Below are 21,302 nucleotides of genomic sequence, written 5' to 3'. Positions count from 1 at the left end.
GCGACTCGGCTCCCGAGGAGAACGGCGGACGGAGAACGGCGGAGCCCGTTGCGGCATGCCCCCCGCCCCGACACCTTCCGACCATCAGCTCCTGGCCGTGCCCCGCGGACAGCGCAACCACGGGCGCCGGGGCCGCTCACTCACAGGTCCTGGCGTCCGTTCAGTCCCCGGCCCCCGCCTCGGCCCCCGCCCCAGCACCTGCTCCGGCCAGGAGCGCGTTCACGGTCGCCGCCATGGTGCGGCGCGCCTGCTCGGTGCCCAGCCCGCTGCTGCGCCAGTGGTACCAGGCGCTCCACGTGGTCACCGCGTCCAGCCCGTGGAGCAGGTCCGTACGGGCAGGCCCGGGCAGCGTGTCGAGTTCCGGGGCGAAGACCTGGGTGAGCCGCAGGCGGGCGAAGTCCAGCATCTGCTGCACGGCCTCCTGGATCCGCGGGGACGGGTTCTCCAGTCGCATCACGGCCAGCCTGGCCGGGGTGACACCCTCCAGGATGCGCGCCCGCTGTTCCGTGAGGGCGGCCACCCGCAGCTCGCGCGGCCCTTCGGTGGGAAGCGGCCTGATCTGGGCCGCGAGCTGCTCCAGACGGCGATTGACGGCGACTTCGGCCAGCTCGGCCATGTCCGCGAAGTGGTGGAACACCAGCCGGCGCGACACCCCCGCCCGCTCGGCCACCTTGTCGGCGGGGAAGTGCGCCTGGTTCTCGTCGATCAGCGACAGCATCGCGTCGGCGATCTTCTCGCGGGTCTGCCGCCCGCGTTCCGTCCGCCCGTCGGTGACGGGCGCGGCGGCTTCGGTCCGCTTCACGTGGGCTCCTCCGCCCTCTCGTTGACATTCTTGCACCGCGAGTGCAAGTGTACGCATTGCACGGTGAGTGCAACTAGTTTCGGCGGGGCCGCATGCTGTCCGCCGCGCGAGGAAGGGCTGTCCGCCGCCGATGTTCACCACTGTGGGGCGCTGGTGCGCCCGCAGACCCAAGCGGATCGTCGCCGCCTGGCTGCTGCTGGCGGCCACCGCGCTCAGCGCCGTCGCGACGTTCGGGCGCGTCACCAGCGAGGCCGTCTCCATCCCCGGCAGTGACAGCCAGGCCGCACGGGACATCGCCGACCGCGCGTTTCCCGGCTCCGCCTCCGGCAAGCAGCCCGTCCTGCTGCACACCCCGGCCGGCGCGGCACCGCTGACCGCCTCCGACACCGCCGCGGCGGTCCGCGGCGCGGCGGCGGCCATCGCCGCGGTGCCGCACGTGGTCGCCGTCACCACGCCCTACGACCCGGCCGGCGCCACGGCCATGAGCAGCGACGGCCACACCGCGTACCTCTCGGTCGAACTCGACGTCTCGGGGCGGGACGTGACACCCGGCATGACGGACGCCGTGCTCGCCGCAGCGGCGCCGGCCACGTCCGCCGGCATCGAGGTGACCCCGGGCGGCTCCCTGGCCGCCGCGGTCGACCGGGGCAGCACCGGCCGCAGCGAGGCCATCGGACTCGGCACCGCCCTGGTGATCCTCACCCTCTCCCTCGGCAGCCTCCTCGCCGCCGGACTGCCGCTGCTCGCCGGGGTGATCGGCCTCGGCATCGCCCTGCCCGTCCTCGGCCTCGTCGGCCACCTGATGGACGTGCCCGAGGCCGGCGAGACCATCGCCGCCATGATCGGGCTGGGCGTCGGCATCGACTACACCCTCTTCGGCCTCACCCGCTTCCGGGAACTGCGAGCCGCCGGGGTCGGGATCGAGGAAGCGGCCGTGCGCACCACCGCAGGCTCCGGCAAGTCCGTCGCCTTCGCCGGCAGCGCCGTCGTCGCGGCCCTCACCGGGCTGGCCCTGGGCGGGCTTCCCCTGCTGTACGCGCTGGCCCTCGCGCCGGCGATCGCCGTGGTGACGGCGCTGGGCGTGAACCTCACGCTCCTGCCCGCGGCCCTGGTGCTGCTGGGCGGGCGGCTGACGCCCAAGTCGCCCGCCGCCCCCGCCCCGGCCGGGCACCCGCGCGGCTGGGGACGGATCGCCGCCCTGGTCGCGGCCAGGCCCTGGCCCCTGCTGCTGGCCGGCCTCGCCCTGCTCGGTTCCCTCGCCGCTCCCGCGGCCCACCTCCGCCTCGGGCAGCTGGACGCCGGCAGCAAGGCTTCCGGCACCATGAGCCGCACCTCGTACGACCGGATGGCCGCGGCCTTCGGGCCGGGTTCCAACGGCATGCTCCAGGTCGTCGACGTCCTGCCCTCCCCGGTCCGGACGACGGCGGGGAGCACCACCCAGACGGCCGCGGGGAGCACCGCCCAGACGACGGCGGGAGGCGCCGACCCCCGCCTGGCGGCCGTGACCACCGCACTGCGCGGAACCGAGGGCGTCGCCTCCGTCAGCCCGCCCGCGGTCGCCGCCGACGGCCGCACCGTCCGCTGGCAGGTCACCCCGACCACCGCCCCGTCCGACCCCGCCACCACGGCACTCGTCCACCGCCTGCGCGCGGACGTCCTGCCCGGTGCCACCGCCGGGAGCGGCCAGCAGCTGCACGTCGGCGGCACCCCCGCCGCCCAGGCGGACCTCAACGCGCGGATCGCGCAGCGCATGCCGATCGTCGTCGGCTTCGTCCTGACCGTCGCCGGACTGCTCCTGCTGCTGGCCTTCCGCTCGCCCGTCGTCGCCGTGAAGGCCGCCGTGATGAACCTGGTGTCGGTCGGCGCCGCGTACGGCGTGCTCACCGCGGTCTTCCAGCACGGTCTGGGCGCCCGGCTGATCGGCCTGGAGGGCGCCGTCCCGATCCCCGGGTACGTGCCCCTGCTGATGTTCGCCGTGCTCTTCGGCCTGTCCATGGACTACGAGGTCTTCCTGCTCAGCGCCGTGCGCGAGGGCTACCTGCGGGAACGGGACAACCGCCGCGCCGTGGTCGCGGGCCTCAGCAGCACCGGGCGGATCATCAGCTCAGCAGCCCTGATCATGGTCGCGGTCTTCCTCAGCTACCTGCTCTCCGACGACCCCGTCGTCAAGATGTTCGGCATCGGCCTGGCGAGCGCCGTCGCCCTGGACGCGACCGTCGTCCGCGGCCTGCTCGTTCCCGCCACCATGGTCCTGCTCGGTGACGGCAACTGGTGGCTTCCCCGCTGGCTCGACCGCCTGCTCCCGCACGTCGACATCGAGGGCGACGGCCACACCCCGCAGCCCGACGACTCGGGCGTCCCGGTTCCCGTGATCGAGACCCGGTGAACCCGGCGGCTCCCGAACGCCGCCCGCCCCGAAGCCCCACCCGAACCCGAACCCGAACCCCCGACCAGGAGCACGTCCCCATGCACACCCACCTCCGCCGCGGCCTTCCGGTGCTCACGGCCCTCGGCCTCACCGTCGGGGCCACGGCCCTCGCGGCGCCCGCCGCCCACGCCGGCCCCGACTGCGGGCGCGCCCCGCTCCAGTACTCCGTCGACGGCGGCGCCCACTGGACGGCCGGCGCGACCATGCTCGCCGAGAGCGGCAGCGTCCAGGTCCGGCTGGCCGGCGAACCCACCGCCGGCTGCGACTACCACGTCTCGCTCGGCTCCTACGCGACCCAGGGCGGGACCTGGGCCACCTCGGGTCAGCAGACCTTCCTCGGCTGGGCGACCACGACCCTCTCCCGCGAGCACTACCGGGACACCCTGGACGTCACCGGCCACCTGCCGCGCTGCTACGGCGAACTGGCCCTGTACGCGGTCGGCGAGAAGTACGACGGGAGCGACAGCGACCACCCGCTGCCGCACTACCCGGACGAGCCGTTCTCCGGTCTGATGATCGCCTCCTGGAACGGCGGCACCGCCTGCGCCCCGACGCCGACCGCCAGCCCCACGGCCCCCGCCCCGACACCCACGCCGACGTCCACGCCGACGTCCACGCCGACGTCCGCCGCGACGCCCACCACCGCACCGGTCACCTCCGCCCCGTCCCCGACGCCGGTCCCGGGCGCACCGACCGCCTCACCGCGGGCCACCCCGCGGACCCCGGCCGCGACGACGCCGGCCACCGCCGCTCCGACGCTGGCCGCCACGGGCAGCGACGACGGCCTCCTGACCGCCGCCGGGGTCGCCGCGGCAGCGCTGATCGCCGCCGGCGGCGCGGCGTTGCGCCTCGGCCGGCGACGCTGACGGCACGACAACTCCGGCCCGCCCGCGCGGCTTCTCCCAGGGCAGAACGCCGCGCCCTTCCCGCGGCGCCCCGAATCCCTACGCTGAGGGGGTGAGCACTCAAGCGCCGAACGAAGCCCGCGTCATTCCGCTGCGTCCGCAGACCTCGCCGCCCGGTTCCGGTGGGACGAACGGCACGCCCCAGGCACCCGCGCCGAAGGAACCCCTCTGGCGGGACCTCATCGGCGACGTCCTGCGGCGCGAACGGCTCGCCCAGGAACGCACGTTGAAGGATGTCGCGGAGGAGGCCCGGATCTCGATGCCGTACCTGTCCGAGCTGGAGCGGGGTCGCAAGGAGGCCTCCTCCGAGGTGCTCGCGGCCGCCGCCAAGGCCCTCGGACTCGGCCTCGGCGACCTGCTCTCGCTCGCCCAGGACGAGCTGGTCCGGCACGGCACAGGTAGTCGGCCGACCCACCGCCGCACGGTGCCGTCGGCGCGGGCCAACGGCCTCTGCCTGGCCGCCTGAGCGGGCCGGCGGCCGGTACACCCCCGTCGTACCGGCCGCCGGCCACGCCCCCACCGGATCAGGCGAGCGCGAGCCGCCTGCTCAGCACCTCGTCCGCGAGCCCGTACGCGACCGCCTCCTCGGCGGTGAGCACCTTCTCCCGGTCCATGTCGGCGCGCAGCGTCGCCACGTCGTGTCCGGTGTGCCGGGACAGCACCTCCTCCACCTGCGAGCGGATCCGGACCATCTCCTTGGCCGCGAGGCTGAGGTCGGAGACCATCCCCTGCCGCCCGCCGCTGGCCGGTTGCCCGAGCAGCACCCGCGCGTGCTGGAGCACGAACCGCCGCCCGGGATCGCCGCCCGCCAGCAGCACCGCCGCCGTCGACGCCGCCTGGCCGACGCAGAAGGTGGAGATCGGCGCCTGCACGAAGCTCATGGTGTCGTAGATCGCCATCAGCGAAGTGAACGATCCACCGGGCGAGTTGAGGTAGATCGAGATCTCCCGCTCCGGGTTCTCCGACTCCAGGTGGAGCAGCTGCGCGATGACCACGTTGGCGACCCCGTCGTCGATCTCGGTGCCGAGGAAGATGATCCGCTCGTTCAGCAGCCGGCTGAAGACGTCGTAGGACCGCTCTCCGTGCGCGGTCCGCTCGATGACGTACGGAACCGTGTACGACCCCATGTCACAGCCCCATCCGTCGGCGGGACGAGGCCGGGCGGATGTCGGCCACCGACTCCACCACCCGGTCCACGATCCCGTACTCCCTGGCCTGCTCCGCCGTGAACCAGCGGTCCCGGTCGCCGTCCCGCGCGATCGTCTCCTCACTCTGCCCGGTGTGCTCCGCGGTGATCCGCTCGATGGACCGCTTGGTGAACTCCAGGTTCTCCGCCTGGATCTCGATGTCCGCGGCCGTCCCGCCGATGCCCGCCGAGGGCTGGTGCATCATGATCCGCGCGTTGGGCAGCGCGAACCGCTTGCCGCGCGCCCCCACCGTGAGCAGGAACTGCCCCATGCTGGCCGCGAACCCCATCGCCAGCGTGGACACGTCGTTCGGGATCAGCCGCATGGTGTCGTAGATCGCCAGGCCCGAACTGACGGACCCGCCCGGGCTGTTGATGTACAGGCTGATGTCACTGCGCGGGTCCTCCGCCGACAGCAGCAACAGCTGCGCGCACACCCGGTTCGCCGACACGTCGTCGACCTGCGTGCCGAGCAACACGATCCGCTGCGCGAGCAGCTGCGCGGCGAGGTGGTCGTCGAACGCGCTGGGCCGTGTGTCGCCCTGCTCCGCGCGGGGCGCGTCGAATGGAATCATCTGGTTCTCCTCGTCCAGGCGAAGATGCCGTCGACCCCCACTCTCACCCCCGATCGCACTTGCGGGCCGATTTCTCTGCCCGCCGCAGATTCGCCGAGGGCAGAGCCGTCCGACAGGGCAGAGCCGTCCGACCCCAATTCATGATCCATTACTATCTGCGGACGAACATTCACGGAACCGGGCAGTGCACCGGGGCCGAACCACGCGGGACGAATGAACGCGGCGAACGCTTGTGCGGCGTCAGCGAAGATCGAGCGGTGCAAGCAGGGGGCCGAGTAGGCGATGGACGTCAAGACCCTCCACGATGCCGACGTCATCAGCATCTCCACCGCGAAGAGCGCCTTCGACATCCTGGCCGCCGCGTTCGGCCAGCACGTCGAGTCCTGGCAGCACGATGTCGTCGACCGGCTGAGCCACAGCACCGGATGATCCTCAACCACCCCGACCAGATCGGCAACCTCGACGGCATCCCCGCCGCCGCCCGGGACCAGGCCAACCGGACCGACCTGAAGAACCTGGTCCGGGACCGCCGGCGACAGCTCAACGGCCTCGGCCCGGAGCCGAAGCAGTACCTGGGGTACGTCAAGGGCGAGCCCGTCACGAACCCCGAGTACGAGGAATGGAAGGCCAAGCACGACGCCCTGAAGAAGCAGCTCGACGGCTACGACAAGCTTGCCGTCCGCTACGAGGCGACCGTGCTGGTGGCAGTCCTCAACGAGCGGCTGTGACCAACGGGTTTGTCGTCGACCTCAGTCTGATGGTGTGGGCACGGCGCAGGCATCGGCGACAGCCCGCGTGTCCCAGTAGAACGGACGAACCTCGGTGATCCGCCCGTCCTTGACCGTGATCGCTTGCAGAATCGGGAAGCTGATTTCACGGCCGGTCGCACGAGCGCGAGCACGGACCTGTGTGAGCACGACCGCAGTCTCACCGGTGGCAAGAAACTCCTGCTCCACCATGTCGAACGACTCCCACACCTCTCTCATCATGAGGAAGAACTGCGTCATGCCCTTGTGGCCACGCCAAGTGCCGCCATAGGGCAGAGCATCTGCTTGACGCATACTCCAGTGTGACTCCGTGATCTCGTTCCGCATCACGCCACGTTGGTCGGCACCTGCGGCGCCGGGCGACAGCGCCCGGCGGGCTTGCTTGCACCTCACGCGACGTCAGGGAGCATCGTTGACGCATGAGCATCGACCAGACATGGAAGGTCGGAACACTCGCTGAGGCGAGTGGGCTGACTGTTCGCACCTTGCATCACTGGGACCAGATCGGGCTCCTCAGTCCGTCCAGGCGTACGGCCGCAGGACACCGCGAGTACACCGAGCAGGATGTGATCCGCCTGTACCAGGTACTCGCGCTGCGTCGTCTCGGGCTGGGGCTGGAGACCATCGCCACGTGCCTGGATGTCGGAGTCGACCCGGTCCGGCTGGTGAGCGAGCACCTGGCCGGCGTCGAAGCCTCCATCGCCTCCCTGGAGGCCCTGCGGCAACGGCTGGCCCACATCCGCGGCGAGTTGGCCTGCGGCCAAGCACCGGAGGTCTCCGCCTTGATCGGCGCGCTCCAGACGATGGGCGGCGCGGGACCGGAGAGCGGGCAGGCGCTGCGGCGCCACCTCGACAACGATCAGATACAGACTCTGCGTGACCGGGCGTCAGTGCTGGGTCCTGCCGCCTACTACCTGCTGGAGGTCGAGTGGCCGGAGCTGTACCGCAGGGCCGAGGCGATGCGGACCGCCGGGGTAGAGCCAGCAGCGCCCCAGGTGAGGAAGCTGGTGGCACGCATGGATGAACTGAGCTCGCTGTTCACCGGGGGTGACAGCGACGTCTCGGCCGCGGTGCGGTCCGCCTGGCACCACGAGCCGGCCGCGATGTCCGGCGACCCGACGGCCCCGGCCGACGCCTGGCACGACGTGACCGCCTACCTCGACCGCGCCCGCTCCACCGCATGACCGTTCATTCCGGTAGTCCTTGCCCCGTTCGGCCGTTCCCAGAGGAGTGCTCGTGACCCGCCACCTTCGAATCGGTATCTCCGTGTCCGCCGCCCTGCCCACCCTCATCACAGCTCTGGTCGTCTTCACGGCTCTGGCGATCGGCGGGGTAGTGCCGTGGACCGTTCTCCCCGCCGTGCTTCTGGCACTCGCCGTCCAGGCGTTCGTCACGTTCGTCCGGCTCGGACGTATCACGGATGGTGCGGTGCGGCAGGACGACGGGGCGAACCCTGTCTAACCTCGATCTTTCGGCAGAGGACGGGCACTGATCGACCGCCGGCTCTACCTGCCCGAACACTCCTGGTGTCGCCGACCGGCTGCCCGCCTCGGCCTGGCACCGGCAGAGCGCCGGAGCCGGGGCGAAGGGGCCTCGCTACTACGACTGGGCCTGGATTGAGACCGGCGCCGACGCCCACCGGCACCTGCTGATCCGTCGCAACCCGAGCAGCGGCGAACTCGCCTTCTACCTGTGCTGGTCCCCACGGGTGCCGTTGTCCGAGCTGGTGCGGGTGGCCGGGACCAGGTGGTGCGTCGAGGAGTGTTTCCGGGCCGCGAAGGGCCAGGTCGGCCTGGACCAGTACCAGGTCCGCCACTGGACCGCCTGGCACCGGCACATCACCCTGGCCATGCTCGCGCTGGCCTTCCTGGCCGCTCTCGCTGCCGACGCCACACCGGCGAGATCCGCCCAGCCGAAACCGCCCAGCACGCAGCACCGACCCGATAGACCTGACCGTCCCGGAGATCCGCCACCTGCTCGGGGCACTGCTGAACCCGCCGAACGCATCGCCAAACGGGCTGCTGCACTGGTCGAACTGGCGCAGACTCCACCAAGCCATCGCCCGCCGCTGTCACTACCGGCGGCGGCTCCTCGCGCCCTCCTCGGGATAGATCACGAAGTCGCACTGGAGTACTAACCGACCGTCGCCCGGCACTGCACTGATTCACGCGGGACACCGTGAAACACCTGCCGCACATGCCACTCCCGGTGCCGGTCCGCGACCGGCGGATTGCCCGGTTGCGGGCCGATGACGGGTCGTCCGGCGAGCGCGAGCACGTGCTGGCGGCTGGCCTCGCTGCGGCCGACGAACCGCTGGGAGACCAGGATCCGGTGCCCCTCCCCCACCCCCAGGACGCCCTTGTCGAAGAGCTTGTGGTGCAGCGAGCACAGGCACAGCCCGTTGTCGACGGCGTCCGGCCCGTCGTGCGACCACCAGCGCACGTGCGCGGCCTCCAAACCGACCGCGCTCGCGCCGAGGGCGCCGTCGTAGCCGCAGAACGCGCACTGGAACTCGTAGGCGGTGAGTATCAGTTCACGCATCCGCCGGTCCCGCTGCCGCCGGGCCGCACCACGCACGATTCCGGTCCCGGCCTCCTCCAGGTCGAGCCCGACGGCCTCGCAGAGGTCCTCGTGCAGGGAGTGCGGGAAGTGGGCGTCCAGCAGCACCCGGGCCATCCGGCCCAGCAGCGCCGGTTCCCGGCCGAGCGCTGCCCGCAGTTCGGCCGCGAGCCGCCCGGTGGCCCCGCTCGACCGCAGCACCCCGATCCCACTGCCCGGACTCCCCGGTCCCCGGTCGGTGCGGACCTCCCAGAGGCCGTCGCTGACCAGGTGGTGGAACGGGTACGCGGGTGTGGTCGCGTGCGACGGCCCGTACTCGACGAGCAGCCGCTTCAGCTCCGCCTCGACCGCGCTGTAGCGCAACTCCCCGTCCGCGTCCCGCTGGTAGCTGCCCAGGGCGTACAGCAGCAACAGCGGCTTGTGCGGCGCGCGGACGTCCTTGTTCGTCCAACGCCTCAGCCCTGCCACCCGATCCAGCCAATCCATGCCCGCCAGGGTATTAGCGGCTTGTTAGCCTGATCGACATGTTGAGGAGAAGTCCGGATTCCCGTCCCCAACTGGCGCTGATCGCCGCCAGTTTCGTCAGCAGGATCGGCAACGGCCTCTTCAACAGCGCGGCCGTCCTCTACTTCACGCTGGTCGTGCACCTGCCCGCCACCCAGGTGGGAGCGGGCCTGACCATCGCCGGCCTCTGCGGCCTGGCAGCCGGCATACCGGCGGGGAACCTGGCCGACCGGTACGGGCCGCGCACGGTCTGGCTGTCGGCCCTCGTCGTGCAGGCGGCCACCATGGCGGCCTTCGTCCTCATCGACAGCTGGCTCGCGTTCACCCTCGTCGCCACCCTGGACCGGCTCGCCGCCACCGCCGCCGGTGCGGCGGGCGGTGCGCTCATCGCCAGGGTCGGCGACGAACACCCGGCCGCCTTCCGGGCCCGGCTGCGCACCTTCGTCAACCTCGGCGTGGTCGTGGGGACCCTGGGCGCGGCCGTAGCCCTCCAGATCAACACCCGCCCCGCCTACACCGGGCTGATCCTCGCCAACGCCGCCAGCTTCGCCGGGGCCGCACTGATCGCGTTCGCGGGAGTCCCCAACTACCGGCCCCTTCTCCGGCCGACGGAACACCGCCAGTGGTCGGTCCTGGGCGACCGGCCGTACGTGTCCTTCGTCGCGCTCTACAGCGCGATGGGTCTGCAGTACCAGGTCGTCTCGCTGCTGCTGCCGATCTGGCTCAGCACGCACACCGACGCACCCCGCTGGACCGTCGCGGCGGTGTACGCGATCAACAGTGGCGTGTGCGTGGTGTTGCAGAGCCGGCTCGGGTCGAAGGTGGAGACCCCGCAGCAGGGCGGCCGTGCGTTCCGCCTCGCGGGGCTCCTGTTCCTGCTCAGCTGCCCGCTGATGGCGCTGACGGCGGACGTTCCGGCGTGGGTGGCGCCGGTCCTCACGGTACTGGCGGTGTGCATCCACAGCGTGGGAGAGGTGTGGGAGTCCTCCGGCGGCTACGCGCTCGGGTACGGACTCGCCCCCGACCACGCCCAGGGCCAGTACCAGGGCCTCCTCGGCATCGGCTTCGACGCGGGCCAGGCCCTCGCGCCGGTGATCCTCACCGGAGCGGTCCTCATTCTGGGACACACCGGCTGGTTCCTCCTCGGCGCCCTCTTCGCAGCCGTGGGCGCAGCCGGCCCCTCGGTGGCCGCCTGGGCCGAGCGGGCACGCCTACGTCGTCAGGTGGTCGAACTCCCCTGCCTTGACGCCGAGCAGGAGGGCACGGAGCACGTCGGGTGAGGTGCTGATGACGACCTCGGGCTCATCGCTCTCGCGCAGCTTGACGCCGCGGTCGGGTGCTATGGCGAGATGGACACAGTTAGCGGTGTCGCCGCTGAATGACGACTTCTGCCGACTCTGATCGGCCACGATTGTTCCCGTCTCAAATGCTTTGGGCGATACGGTGGATGAGGTCACGGGATGCGTCAGGCGTGAGTGCGCTCGCCTCCACCCGATCCAACACGGCTCGATACTTGATCAGCTGCGGCTCGGTGTCAATGAACTCGAATCGGTCCCCGTCTACCTGCACGCTGTCCAACCGGGGTACCTCGGCGGCCCGGGAGTTCGACATGGGGGGCGCCGGCAAGACCAGGCCCAGGAAGCTCCGACGTGGCGCCCGGCACTTCCGGTGGCAGGACGTGGACGCGCTGGCTCCTGGGTGTCTTCCTCACGGCCTGCGTGCTGGTCACGGTGGGGTGCGTGTGGTGGGGTGCGTGTGGTGGGGCGCGGCCGAAATGCGCCGGTCGTTCGATCCGCCTGAGACCGACTACGACCGCGCGGAGCGGCTGGCGGGCCTGCACGACAAGCAGCACCCCGGCAAGGGGCGGTATTACATCCCAACGGCCGCCACGCTGTCCCGGGCAGCCGACGGGTCGCCGGTCGCCTACCTGCACTACGGAATGGCCGGCGGCGACTATGCCGACGTCGACGACTTCCTCCACACCTACAACGTGCCGAAGGCCGGCTCCGTCGCCCCGCTGCCGCAGGACCTGCGGTCGGCGCTACCCGGCGACGAGCCGGCCGAGGGCCTGCTGCTACCGGATGGGCAGGCCGGGCGGCAGACCTTCGTGGTGATCCGGCCTTCCGATTCGGAGGGCGCGGGCGATGTCTACGTCCGGGCCACCGGCACATGAAAGGGCGCCCGGTCCTCCGCGCTGGAAGTGGGTCCGGCCGACTTCCAGCGCGGAAAACCTGAACGGCGACGAAGCGCCGGTTGCCGTCGGCGGCGATGACGCGGCCGAAGCGCATGCCGGGCAAACGGGCGGCGACCAAGAGGTCATCGGTGTCGGCCGCCTCGTCGGCGATGCGGATGCGCACGGCGGAGGCGGCCACGGGACCGGGTGTCAGTCCGCGACCACTCCCGGCAGCCCGGTGGCCACCCCGTCCAGCGCGTGCGAGCAGACGCAGTCCCGCTCGGCGGGCAGCCGCTCCAGCGCCTTGAACAGCACCGTGCGCAGCCGGTCGACGTTGCCCGCGAAGACCTCCAGCACCTCCGCGTGGGTCACTCCGTCCCCGGCCTCCACACCGGCGTCGTGGTCGGTCACGAGTGCCACCGAGGCGTAGCAGAGCCCGAGTTCGCGTGCCAGCACGGCTTCCGGGTGCCCGGTCATGCCGACCGCCGACCAGCCGTTGGCGGTGAACCAGCGGGACTCGGCCCGGGTGGAGAAGCGCGGGCCCTCGATCACCACGAGCGTCCCGCCGTCCACCGGCTCCCAGGCCGACGCGCGCGCCGCCTCCAGCACGGCCCGCCGTCCGGCCGGGCAGTACGGGTCGGCCATCGGCACGTGCACCACCCCGGGCACCGAGCCGTCCGGCAGCGGCTGCCCGTCGTAGTAGGTCTGCACCCGGTCCGAGGTGCGGTCCACGAACTGGTCGGGCACCAGCAGCGTGCCGGGCCCGTACTCCTCCCGAAGCCCGCCCACGGCGCACGGGCCCAGCACCTGCCGCACGCCGAGGGAGTGCAGCGCCCACAGGTTGGCCCGGTAGTTGATGCGGTGCGGCGGCAGTCCGTGGCCACGGCCGTGCCGGGGCAGGAAGGCGACCCGGCGGCCGACCACCTCGCCGAGGAACAGCGCGTCGCTGGGCGGCCCGTACGGCGTGTCGACCCGCAGCTCGGTCACCTCGTCCAGCAGCGCGTACAGCCCCGAGCCGCCGATCACTCCCAGTTCGGCCCGGGCCCTTCCCTGATCGATCGTCATCGTATGTTCACACCCTTCGTCGAGAGGCGGTCCCGGCCACTCTAGGAGCCGACCGTCGAGGGGGTGACGGCCGGATGGCCGCGGGCCACCGGGGTGGTCCATGACGGCCGGCCGGGTGACCTCTCCGACGTGTCGGCGGCCACGCGCCCCACTCAGCGTGCGTCGGTTGGAAAGCGCCGTCTCCGGACGGCGCACGCCCTGTCCCCGGACCTGAGAGCCGCCCATGCCTTCCACCGCCCGTCTCCGCCGCTTCGTCCCGACCGCGCTCTGCGCCCTCGCCGTCGCCCTCTCCGCACCCGCGGCCCACGCCGCACCACCGGGCGGCGACTCCGGGACCGACCCCGGCGGGAGGCCGGACGGCAGGAGGCCGGACGGCGGCCGGTACGACTGGGAGCGCGTGGCGGCGTGCGAGAGCAGCGGCGACTGGCACATCAACTCCGGCAACGGCTACTACGGCGGTCTCCAGTTCGACCAGCCCACCTGGCGGGAGAACGGCGGCCTCGCCTACGCCCCGCGCCCCGACCTCGCCAGCCGCGAGCAGCAGATCACCGTCGCCCAGCACCTGGCCGACCGCCGCGGCCTCTCCCCCTGGCCGGTCTGCGGCTCCCGCGCCGTCGACGGCCACGGCCACGGCCACGGCCACCGGCCCGCCAACGGCCGGCCGAGCGCCCCCGGCCAGGAGCGGGACAGCGCCCTGCCCCCGCCCTCCCCCGCCGCCCCGTCGGGCGAGGACGGCCAGTGGACCGTCCGCGAGGACGACACCCTGGACGGGCTCGCCGCCGCCCTCGACGTCCCCGGCGGCTGGCCCGCGCTCTACGCCCTCAACCGCTCCGCCGTCGGCGACGACCCGGACCTCATCCGGCCCGGCCTGGTCCTGCGCCTGCCGTCCTGACGATCCGGCCGCGCCCCACGAACGCCGACGGCCCGCCCCGTCCGTCAGGACGCGGCGGGCCGTCGGCGTCGGACGGACGCGCGGATCAGCCGACGTGGACGCGCGGGCGCTTGGTGCGGTCCGGCTCGGCCTCGCGGAGCACCTCGCGGGTGACCGGGGCGACCTCGCCCTGGCCGAACAGGAAGAACCGCAGGAACTGGGCGAAGGGGTTGCCCTCGGTCCACTCGAAGTACAGGTGCGGCCGCTGCCCGGTGCGGTCCCGGACGGTGAGCGCCAGCGCGGCGATCGCGTTCGGGATGCTGGAGCTCTCCAGGGTGAGCACCCGGTACCGGCCGTGCAGCACCTCGCCGCGCACGGTCAGCTCGGACTCGAAGTCCGACGCGTCGCGGACCGTCACCTCGACGAAGACCAGGTCGTCCTCGCCCGGGATGTCGTTGTCGGCGCGGATCTGCCGGATCTTGTCGCGGTACTCGGCGACGTCCCGGTTGGTCGGCTCGTTGGCGATCAGGCGCAGCGGCCGGTGGGCGTAGTCGCGGATGAAGCGCTCGGCCGTCTCGTCCAGCACGACGTCCGTGACGCGCAGCTCGAAGGCGCGCTTCAGGCGGGAGAGCAGCGAGACCAGGATGATGCCGGCGATGAAGCAGGCACCGATCTTGACGCCGTCCGGGCGCTCCATGGTGTTCACCACGGTGGTGTAGAGGAAGACCGCCGCGATGACCCCGAAGCCGATGGTCCAGCCGCGCTGGCGCTTCTTGTAGGCGGCGATGGTGACGGCGATGGCCGCCGAGCTGATCAGGACCAGTACGCCGGTGGCGTAGGCCCCGCCCTGGGCGTCGACGTTGGCGTCGAACAGCCAGGTGATCAGGAAGCCGACGACGGTCAGGACGATCACCATCGGGCGCACGGCGCGGGCCCAGTGCGGGGCCATGCCGTAGCGGGGCAGGTAGCGGGGCAGCAGGTTGAGCATGCCCGCCATGGCGGAGGCGCCGGCGAACCACAGGATGGCGATGGTCGACAGGTCGTAGACGCTGCCGAAGCCGCCGCCCAGGTACTCGTGCGCCAGGTAGGCCAGGGCGCGGCCGTTGGCCTGGCCACCGCTCTCGAACTCCTTGGCCGGGATGAGCAGGGTGCAGATGAAGCTGGTCGCGATCAGGAAGGTGCTCATGATCACGGCGGCGGTGGTGAGCAGCTTGCGAGTGCCGCGGATCCGGCCGACCGGGTTCGCCTCGGTGTCGTCGGCGTCGCCCTTGATGTGCGGCATCACGGCGACGCCGGTCTCGAAGCCGGACATGCCGAGCGCGAGCTTGGGGAAGACGACGAGCGAGACGCCGATCATCACGAAGATGTTGCCGTGCTGGGCGGTCAGGGCGTTGGACCAGTCGGTGACGACGTGCGGCGCCTGGATGATCTTCCAGATACCGACCACGACGACCACCACGTTGAGCGCCAGGTAGACCCCGACCAGCCCCACGGCCAGACCGATCGCCTCGCTGAAGCCCTTGAGGAAGACCGCGCCGAGCAGGGCGACCAGGATCAGCGTGATCAGCATCTGCTTGCCGCCGAGGACGCTGGTCAGGTGCGGGTTCTCGACCAGGTGGGCGCTGGCGTCGGCGGCCGAGAGCGTGATCGTGATGATGAAGTCCGTCGCCGCGAAGCCGAGCAGGGCGAGGACGAACAGCTTGCCCTTCCAGAACGACAACAGCCGCTCCAGCATCGCGATCGAGCCCTCGCCGCGCGGGCTCTCCTGGGCCACCCGCCGGTAGACCGGCAGCGCGCCCAGCAGGGTGACGAGCACCAGCACGATCGTGGCGATCGGCGACAGCAGGCCGGCCGCGAGGGCGGCGATGCCCGGCTGGTAGCCGAGCGTCGAGAAGTAGTCCAGGCCGGTCAGGCACATCACGCGCCACCACGGCTGGCCCGTGTGCGCAGCGTGACCGCCGTCGGCGGCGGAGTCCCCCGGCTCCTCACCGCCCTGCTGCGCCCGCTCCGCCTCGGCCTTCTTGGCTGCGGCCTTCTCCGGGGACATGTCCTCCAGGAGCCAGCTGCGGAGCCGTATTCGCGCCGACGACGGGTCCTCCGTCGTCGTCTCCGTCGAACCCGACGAAACCACCTTGCACCTCTTGTTTAAAGACCCCGTAAAAGCGCCGTCGGGCGACGGCAGTGCGCCAGGCTATGCGACGGTCGTTAAGGAGACGTCATCGGCCCGCGTTAAGAAAGCGTCATGGATCCGCAGGTGGGGAAGGGTGGCGTGGTGCGGCGGGCCCGGGGCCGGGGCGGGGGAGGAAGTCCGCCGCCCCGGCGTCTCGGATCCTGGACGGGGTTACGCCTGGTAACCGAGGACGGTCATCATGCCGGTCTCGGAGTGGTACACGTTGTGGCAGTGCACCATCCACAGCCCCGGGTTGTCGGCGTCGAAGTCGACCGCCAGGGTCGCGCCCGGCAGCACGATCGCGGTGTCCTTGCGCGGGCCGTCGGCGCCCAGCGCGAAGCTGTGCCCGTGCAGGTGGACCGGGTGCCACATGCTCGTGCTGTTGCGGAACTCCAGCCGCACCCGCTCGCCCGCCGCCACCGGGTAGCGCTGCGCCGGGTCGTACGGGCGGCCGTTGAACGCCCAGTCGGCCTTCGCCATGCCGCCGGTGAGCTCCAGCCTGACGGTGCGGTCCGGCGCCTTTGCGGGCAGCCGGACGCTAGCGTCGGCCCTCAACTGCCCTGCGGTGAGCAGCCGGCCGTCCAGCTCGGCCGGGCGCACCGAGGCGTCGGGCGCGGCGCCGCCGCCGGTGCGCAGCACGGCCAGCGCGGTGGCGTTCTTGCCCTCGGCGAGGGCGGTCAGCGGGAAGACGCCGTCCTTGACGGTCACCAGCACGTCGTAGCGCTCCCCCATGCCGAGCAACAGCGCCTGGGCGGTGGCCTGTTCGACCGGGAAGCCGTCGGCGTGGGTGACGGTCAGCTCGTGGCCGCCGAGGGCGACCCGGTAGGCGGTGTCGCCGCCCGCGTTGATCAGCCGGATCCGGATCCGGTCGCCGGGCTTGGCGGCGAAGGTCTCGGGGGCACTCGGCAGGCGGCCGTTGACCAGGTGGAAGGGGTGGGCGACGTCGCCCGCGTCGCCGCCGAGCAGCGGGCTCGTGGCGCCCATCAGCATCCTGGAAGGGCCGGCGTCCCGGCTGGCCGTGCCGCCGCCCGTGTCCATCCCGGGCATACCGTGCGACGAGTGGTCCATCCCGCCCATGCCCTTGGCGAGTTCGGCGAGGACGGCGTCGGGGGTGCTGCCGTCGACCCCGTCCACCCAGTCGTCCAGGACGACGACCCACTCCTTGTCGTAGCGCAGCGGCTCCTCCGGGTCCTCGACGATCAGCGGCGCGTACAGGCCCCGGTCCTGCTGAACGCCGGAGTGCGGGTGGAACCAGTAGGTGCCCGGGCGGGAGAGCGCGAAGCGGTAGTCGAAGGAGGCGCCGGCCCTGACCGCCTCCTGGGTCACGCCCGGCACGCCGTCCATGTCGTTGCGCAGGGCGAGGCCGTGCCAGTGCAACGAGGTGGGCTGCGGCAGGTGGTTGGCGAGGGTGACGGCGAGCGTGTCGCCGAGGGTGGCGCGGACCTCCTGGCCGGGCAGGCGGTCGCCGTACGCCCAGCTGCGGACGGTGCGTCCGCCGAGGTCCAGGGTGGTCTCGGTGGCGGTGAGCGCGACCTTGCGCTCGGGGCCGGGCTTGCGCTTCGCCTCGGCGGCGGCGACCTCGGGGCCGTTCGGGGCGACGAAGCCGGCGGGCGCGGCGGCCGGGTTGGTCGGCCCGTGGTTCATGGCCGAGTGGTCCATGCCGTTCATCGAGTCCGAGCCGGAGGAGCAGGCGGCGAGCAGTCCGGTCCCGGCGGCGGCGAGCGCGGAGGCCAGGACGGTACGACGGGTGGGTGTGCGCATGACGGAGTGCACCTCGTGCGGTGGTGTGGGCGTGCAGGACGTCGCGTCGGCCGTTCCGTACCCGGGCACGGGACGGCGGGCGCGCGCCTACTGACGCAGCACCGCGAGTCTGCTGAGGAGTGTCCGCCCGCCCCCGGGCGGCGGCAGCGCACGGACGGCCCGCAGCAGCCGGGCCCGCACCTCGGCGGCGGCGTCCCCACTGCGGCGCAGCAGGGGGCCGACCACCAGGAGCAGCAACGTCCAGCCGGCCAGCACGGCGAGGCACACCGCCATCGGATCCATGCCGTCGGCAGTGGCGAGGTCCGCGGTCACGTGGGTCGACCCGGCAGCCACCGCATGGTGCTCCGCCGTCGGCTGCGCGGCCGTCAGCCGCGGGCCGTGACCGCCGTGCCCACCGCTCGGATGGCCGAGCGTGTGCATGGTCAGGATCCCGAACAACAGGGCCGCGAGCAGCAGCAGCCGCGACACCGACGAACCACACGGCCGCTGCTGCGCCATGGTCCGCCCTCCCGGCCGTCTCCGCCTCCAGTTACCCCCTTAGGGTATCCCGAACCTCGACCCGCCACCGAGCCGGGGCCGACCTCACCCCGGCCGCCCACGGTGGGACAGAGCACGGTAGAGATGGTGGGGATCCGTACCGCGCCCTCACGTATCCGGCGACTGCTCCCCGTACAAGATCCGTTAACATGCCCGGCAGTCACGCACGATCCCGGACACGGAGGACACTCCGGCCGGAACTGACGGGGGAACGAAAGAAAATGGCAGATCCTGACGCGGGCTTGGAGTTCAAGGTCAAGCCGGCCGAGCTGGACGGCTGCGGGCAGAGCGCCCAGCACATAGGCGGTCTGATACCGGGCGAGACCTCGAAGATCACCGACCCGTGCAACCAGGCCGCCGGAGGGCTGAAGGGCTGGCTCACGGCCGGCGCCATCCAGAACTGCGGGACCAACTGGAAGACCCTGCTGGACAAGCTCGGAACCGACATGGGCGACGTGGGCACCAAGCTCGGCACCTCGGCCACCTACTACCGGCAGGCCGAGCAGAACGCCCACAACAGCATGCGGAACCCGAACGCGCCCGCCTCGAACGGGCCGGAGCCGGATCCCTTCGACACCAACTTCACGCCCGGCCCGGTGAAGCCCCGCAGCGCGAAGGCGGGCGAGTAGGCGTTGGACATCAAGACCCTCCACGATGCCGACGTCATCAGCATCTCCACCGCGAAGAGCGCCTTCGACACCCTGGCCACCGCCTTCGGCCAGCACATCGAGTCCTGGCAGCACGACGTCGTCGACCGGCTGAGCCACTCCGAGTGGACCGGCACGGCCGCCGGCCACGCCAACACCCGGATCTCGACCCTGGGCACCGAACTCCAGTCCGCCAAGCAGGAACTGGGCCTGGTCAGCCGCGCCCTCCAGGACGCCTACGACGGCTTCGCCGCCGCCCAGGCCCACCTGATCAGCGCCCTCGACGACGCCAAGAACCAGAAGCTCACCGTCGCCGACGACGGCGGGATCACCTGGGACAAGGACCCCAACTCCCCCAACTTCGCCGGCAAGGACGCGGAGACCCAGGCCCAGCAGATCCAGGCCCGGATCACCGCCGCCCTCAACGAGGCCGACCACGCCGACCAGACCATCAACAGCCGGCTCGGCCACCTCGCCACCAACGCCGGCAACGGCACCGGCCTCGACTCCGCGACCGCCAAGGCCGACACCGACGCCGCCAACGCGCTCGAACAGGTACCCGCCGCCGGCACCGACCCGAACAGCGTCAAGGCCTGGTGGAACGGCCTGACCGACGAGCAGCAGCGCCGGATGATCCTCAACCACCCCGACCAGATCGGCAACATGGACGGCATCCCCGCCGTCGACCGCAACCAGGCGAACCAGATCAACCTCCAGCGCGCCCACCAGGACATCCAGCACCAGCTGGACGGCCTCGGCCCCGAGCCCAACCAGTTCCTGAACGTCGCCGACAGCAACGGCTTCCCGGTCGAGAACCCCGACTACACGACGTGGAAGCAGAAGCACGACGACCTCACCGACAAGATGAACGGCATCAAGGCCATCGAGGCCCGGCTGAACACCAAGGTCGACGCCACCCACCCGCCGACCTTCCTGCTGGGCTTCGACACCAACGGCCACGGGCACGCCATCGTCGCCGTGAACAACCCCGACACCGCGAACAACGTGTCGACCTACGTCCCCGGCACCGGCGCACGCCTCGGCAGCATCGGCAGCGACATCAACCGCTCGGACGTCATGGTCGCCTCGGCCAACAACGCCAACAAGCAGGCGGGGGACAAGAGCACCACCTCGTCCATCACCTGGGTCGGCTACGACGCCCCGCAGAACATCATCCCGGAGGCCGCGGACGACACGTACGCGAAGAACGCGGAGGACAAGCTGGTCAGCTTCGAGAACGGCCTGCACGCCACCCACGACGGGAAGATCGGCAACAACACCATCCTCGCCCACAGCTACGGCACCACGACGGTGGGATACGCCATGCGCGACCACGGCCTCCCGGTCGACAACGCCGTCCTCATCGCCAGCCCCGGCGCCGGTGTCGACAACGCCAAGGACCTGCGCATCGACCCGAACCACGTGTACGCGGCGCAGAGCCCGGCCGACGCGATCGGCTGGGCCGCCGCCACCGACCCCAGCGGGCTCGGGGACAACCTCTGGGACAACCTCAAGACCGACTTCGGTTTCGGCGACGGCGACCACCACCTGATGTACGGCCGCCAGACCACCGCCCCCCAGTTCGGCGCGAACGTCCTGCCCGTCGACCCCAACGCCGGGCACTCCGACTACTGGAACGCCGATTCGCCCACCCTGGTCTCCATGGGCCAGATCATGGCCGGGAAGTACTGAGATGAGCTCCACCGAGCGCCCCTCCCCGATCCGGCGGGTCACCGCCGCCGCCGTGCTGGCGGTCACCGCCCTGGCCGCCAGCGGCTGCGGCGCGTCCACCCTGCACGAGCGGGCGAAGCCCACGATCAGCCTGGAGCAGGCCAAGACGCGGATCGACGGATACCTCGCCGGCATCCTGGCCAAGCTGCCAGTCCAACCCGTCTCCACGCCAGCCGCGTTCAGCGACCTGGAATGCGACGCCAACGACGTCGGCCCGCACGGCCGCAAGCAGACCAGCCGGGGCTACGACTTCGGTGACGTGTCGTCAGACATCAAGGCACAGGCGGTGACCGACTACCGAACCTACCTGGCCGGGCAGGGGTTCCAGCCCGTTCAGGACCCGCCCGGCTTCCACCGCGACTGGGTCAAACTGAAGAACGCCCAGAACGACTTCCTGGCCGTCCTGGACGGTACCGCCGACTCCAGTCACGACCTCACCCTCCAGGTCAGCTCGCCCTGCGTCTGGCCGGACGGCACTCCACCGGCCTAGCCCAACTCCCGTTCGGGGCCGCACCTTTGCGAAGGTGCGGCCCCTTCGCATGCGCACCCCGCAATCCCCCTTGCCCGGCCTTCCCGATCCGCTAGCATGCGACGTCGGTTACCGCACGGGCCGCCCCAGCA

The 21,302-nt window shown here is 71.7% G+C and carries 22 protein-coding genes and 1 pseudogene; 13 read left to right on the top strand and 10 right to left on the bottom strand.

The window, feature by feature from the left end:
* Nucleotides 1–160 precede the first annotated feature (160 nt).
* Nucleotides 161–802 (bottom strand): TetR/AcrR family transcriptional regulator, encoded by a 642-nt coding sequence (locus tag ACH4J0_RS12750; RefSeq protein WP_396239185.1) that lies wholly within the window; start codon nt 800–802, stop codon nt 161–163.
* A 130-nt stretch (nt 803–932) separates the two neighbouring features.
* Here ACH4J0_RS12750 and ACH4J0_RS12745 point away from each other — a divergent pair, with 130 nt between their 5' ends.
* The 3 genes from ACH4J0_RS12745 (at nt 933) to ACH4J0_RS12735 (ending at nt 4,601) form a co-directional block, all read left to right on the top strand.
* Nucleotides 933–3,188 carry an MMPL family transporter gene (locus ACH4J0_RS12745; RefSeq protein WP_396239182.1) on the top strand — a complete coding sequence of 752 codons (2,256 nt, stop codon included), beginning with the start codon at nt 933–935 and terminating at the stop codon, nt 3,186–3,188.
* Between the two features lie 80 nt (nt 3,189–3,268).
* On the top strand, nt 3,269–4,096 hold the full coding sequence (locus ACH4J0_RS12740) for a hypothetical protein (RefSeq protein ID WP_396239180.1): 828 nt from the start codon (nt 3,269–3,271) through the stop codon (nt 4,094–4,096).
* A 91-nt stretch (nt 4,097–4,187) separates the two neighbouring features.
* Nucleotides 4,188–4,601 (top strand): helix-turn-helix domain-containing protein, encoded by a 414-nt coding sequence (locus ACH4J0_RS12735; protein WP_396239178.1) that lies wholly within the window; start codon nt 4,188–4,190, stop codon nt 4,599–4,601.
* Between the two features lie 58 nt (nt 4,602–4,659).
* Here ACH4J0_RS12735 and ACH4J0_RS12730 read toward each other — a convergent pair whose 3' ends face one another.
* Both ACH4J0_RS12730 and ACH4J0_RS12725 read right to left on the bottom strand, forming a co-directional pair.
* Nucleotides 4,660–5,262 (bottom strand): ClpP family protease, encoded by a 603-nt coding sequence (locus tag ACH4J0_RS12730; protein WP_396239176.1) that lies wholly within the window; start codon nt 5,260–5,262, stop codon nt 4,660–4,662.
* Between the two features lies 1 nt (nt 5,263).
* On the bottom strand, nt 5,264–5,896 hold the full coding sequence (locus ACH4J0_RS12725; RefSeq protein WP_396239174.1) for an ATP-dependent Clp protease proteolytic subunit: 633 nt from the start codon (nt 5,894–5,896) through the stop codon (nt 5,264–5,266).
* A gap of 282 nt (nt 5,897–6,178) precedes the next feature.
* On the opposite strand from ACH4J0_RS12725, the gene ACH4J0_RS12720 reads away from it, so the two are divergent.
* Both ACH4J0_RS12720 and ACH4J0_RS12715 read left to right on the top strand, forming a co-directional pair.
* The gene (locus tag ACH4J0_RS12720; RefSeq protein WP_396239172.1) at nt 6,179–6,325 is read left to right on the top strand and encodes a hypothetical protein; all 147 of its coding nucleotides are present in this window, start codon (nt 6,179–6,181) and stop codon (nt 6,323–6,325) included.
* Entirely contained in the window at nt 6,322–6,624 is a 303-nt protein-coding gene (locus ACH4J0_RS12715) for a hypothetical protein (RefSeq protein ID WP_396239170.1), read from the top strand. Before ACH4J0_RS12720 ends, ACH4J0_RS12715 begins: the two co-directional genes overlap by 4 nt.
* A 21-nt stretch (nt 6,625–6,645) precedes the next feature.
* On the opposite strand, the pseudogene ACH4J0_RS12710 reads toward ACH4J0_RS12715, so the two are convergent.
* A pseudogene (locus ACH4J0_RS12710) lies at nt 6,646–6,957 on the bottom strand (nuclear transport factor 2 family protein); the annotation flags it as partial.
* A gap of 125 nt (nt 6,958–7,082) precedes the next feature.
* On the opposite strand from ACH4J0_RS12710, the gene ACH4J0_RS12705 reads away from it, so the two are divergent.
* Together ACH4J0_RS12705 and ACH4J0_RS12700 are read left to right on the top strand one after the other, a co-directional pair.
* On the top strand, nt 7,083–7,847 hold the full coding sequence (locus ACH4J0_RS12705; protein WP_396239168.1) for a MerR family transcriptional regulator: 765 nt from the start codon (nt 7,083–7,085) through the stop codon (nt 7,845–7,847).
* Nucleotides 7,848–7,899: 52 nt separating this feature from the next.
* Nucleotides 7,900–8,124, top strand: a complete 225-nt coding sequence (locus tag ACH4J0_RS12700) for a hypothetical protein (protein WP_396239166.1) — start codon at nt 7,900–7,902, stop codon at nt 8,122–8,124.
* 672 nt (nt 8,125–8,796) lie between these two features.
* Here the strand turns inward: ACH4J0_RS12700 and ACH4J0_RS12695 are convergent.
* Nucleotides 8,797–9,708 carry a phosphorothioated DNA-binding restriction endonuclease gene (locus tag ACH4J0_RS12695; protein WP_396239164.1) on the bottom strand — a complete coding sequence of 304 codons (912 nt, stop codon included), beginning with the start codon at nt 9,706–9,708 and terminating at the stop codon, nt 8,797–8,799.
* A 29-nt stretch (nt 9,709–9,737) separates the two neighbouring features.
* On the opposite strand from ACH4J0_RS12695, the gene ACH4J0_RS12690 reads away from it, so the two are divergent.
* Nucleotides 9,738–11,006, top strand: coding sequence for an MFS transporter (locus ACH4J0_RS12690; protein ID WP_396239487.1), 1,269 nt, complete (start codon nt 9,738–9,740; stop codon nt 11,004–11,006).
* Here ACH4J0_RS12690 and ACH4J0_RS12685 read toward each other — a convergent pair.
* Nucleotides 10,938–11,135, bottom strand: coding sequence for a DUF397 domain-containing protein (locus tag ACH4J0_RS12685; protein WP_396239162.1), 198 nt, complete (start codon nt 11,133–11,135; stop codon nt 10,938–10,940). The genes ACH4J0_RS12690 and ACH4J0_RS12685 overlap by 69 nt on opposite strands.
* 344 nt (nt 11,136–11,479) lie before the next feature.
* On the opposite strand from ACH4J0_RS12685, the gene ACH4J0_RS12680 reads away from it, so the two are divergent.
* On the top strand, nt 11,480–11,899 hold the full coding sequence (locus ACH4J0_RS12680; protein WP_396239160.1) for a hypothetical protein: 420 nt from the start codon (nt 11,480–11,482) through the stop codon (nt 11,897–11,899).
* 210 nt (nt 11,900–12,109) lie between these two features.
* On the opposite strand, the gene ACH4J0_RS12675 is transcribed toward ACH4J0_RS12680, so the two are convergent.
* Nucleotides 12,110–12,964: an S-methyl-5'-thioadenosine phosphorylase gene (locus ACH4J0_RS12675; protein WP_396239158.1), complete on the bottom strand. Its 855-nt coding sequence runs from the start codon at nt 12,962–12,964 to the stop codon at nt 12,110–12,112.
* A 223-nt stretch (nt 12,965–13,187) separates the two neighbouring features.
* Between ACH4J0_RS12675 and ACH4J0_RS12670 the strand changes: the two genes are divergently transcribed.
* Nucleotides 13,188–13,856, top strand: coding sequence for a transglycosylase family protein (locus ACH4J0_RS12670; protein WP_396239156.1), 669 nt, complete (start codon nt 13,188–13,190; stop codon nt 13,854–13,856).
* Nucleotides 13,857–13,941: 85 nt separating this feature from the next.
* Here the strand turns inward: ACH4J0_RS12670 and ACH4J0_RS12665 are convergent, their stop codons facing one another.
* The 3 genes from ACH4J0_RS12665 to ACH4J0_RS12655 form a co-directional block, all read right to left on the bottom strand.
* Nucleotides 13,942–15,882 (bottom strand): amino acid transporter, encoded by a 1,941-nt coding sequence (locus tag ACH4J0_RS12665; protein ID WP_396239153.1) that lies wholly within the window; start codon nt 15,880–15,882, stop codon nt 13,942–13,944.
* A 294-nt stretch (nt 15,883–16,176) separates the two neighbouring features.
* Nucleotides 16,177–17,766, bottom strand: coding sequence for a multicopper oxidase family protein (locus ACH4J0_RS12660; protein ID WP_396239151.1), 1,590 nt, complete (start codon nt 17,764–17,766; stop codon nt 16,177–16,179).
* Nucleotides 17,767–17,853: 87 nt separating this feature from the next.
* Entirely contained in the window at nt 17,854–18,264 is a 411-nt protein-coding gene (locus tag ACH4J0_RS12655) for a hypothetical protein (RefSeq protein ID WP_396239149.1), read from the bottom strand.
* 260 nt (nt 18,265–18,524) lie between these two features.
* Between ACH4J0_RS12655 and ACH4J0_RS12650 the strand changes: the two genes are divergently transcribed.
* The 3 genes from ACH4J0_RS12650 to ACH4J0_RS12640 are packed head-to-tail and all read left to right on the top strand — an operon-like array spanning nt 18,525 to nt 21,171.
* Nucleotides 18,525–18,932 (top strand): hypothetical protein, encoded by a 408-nt coding sequence (locus ACH4J0_RS12650; RefSeq protein WP_396239147.1) that lies wholly within the window; start codon nt 18,525–18,527, stop codon nt 18,930–18,932.
* A 3-nt stretch (nt 18,933–18,935) separates the two neighbouring features.
* Complete coding sequence (locus ACH4J0_RS12645) at nt 18,936–20,642, top strand: alpha/beta hydrolase (protein WP_396239145.1); 1,707 nt, start codon at nt 18,936–18,938, stop codon at nt 20,640–20,642.
* Nucleotide 20,643: 1 nt separating this feature from the next.
* The gene (locus ACH4J0_RS12640) at nt 20,644–21,171 is read left to right on the top strand and encodes a hypothetical protein (RefSeq protein WP_396239143.1); all 528 of its coding nucleotides are present in this window, start codon (nt 20,644–20,646) and stop codon (nt 21,169–21,171) included.
* Nucleotides 21,172–21,302: the final 131 nt, after the last annotated feature.

It is taken from the genome of Kitasatospora sp. NPDC017646 (assembly GCF_044329365.1).
In the GTDB taxonomy this organism is placed as follows: Bacteria; Actinomycetota; Actinomycetes; order Streptomycetales; family Streptomycetaceae; genus Kitasatospora.
This window is presented reverse-complemented; position numbering and strand designations above follow the sequence as displayed.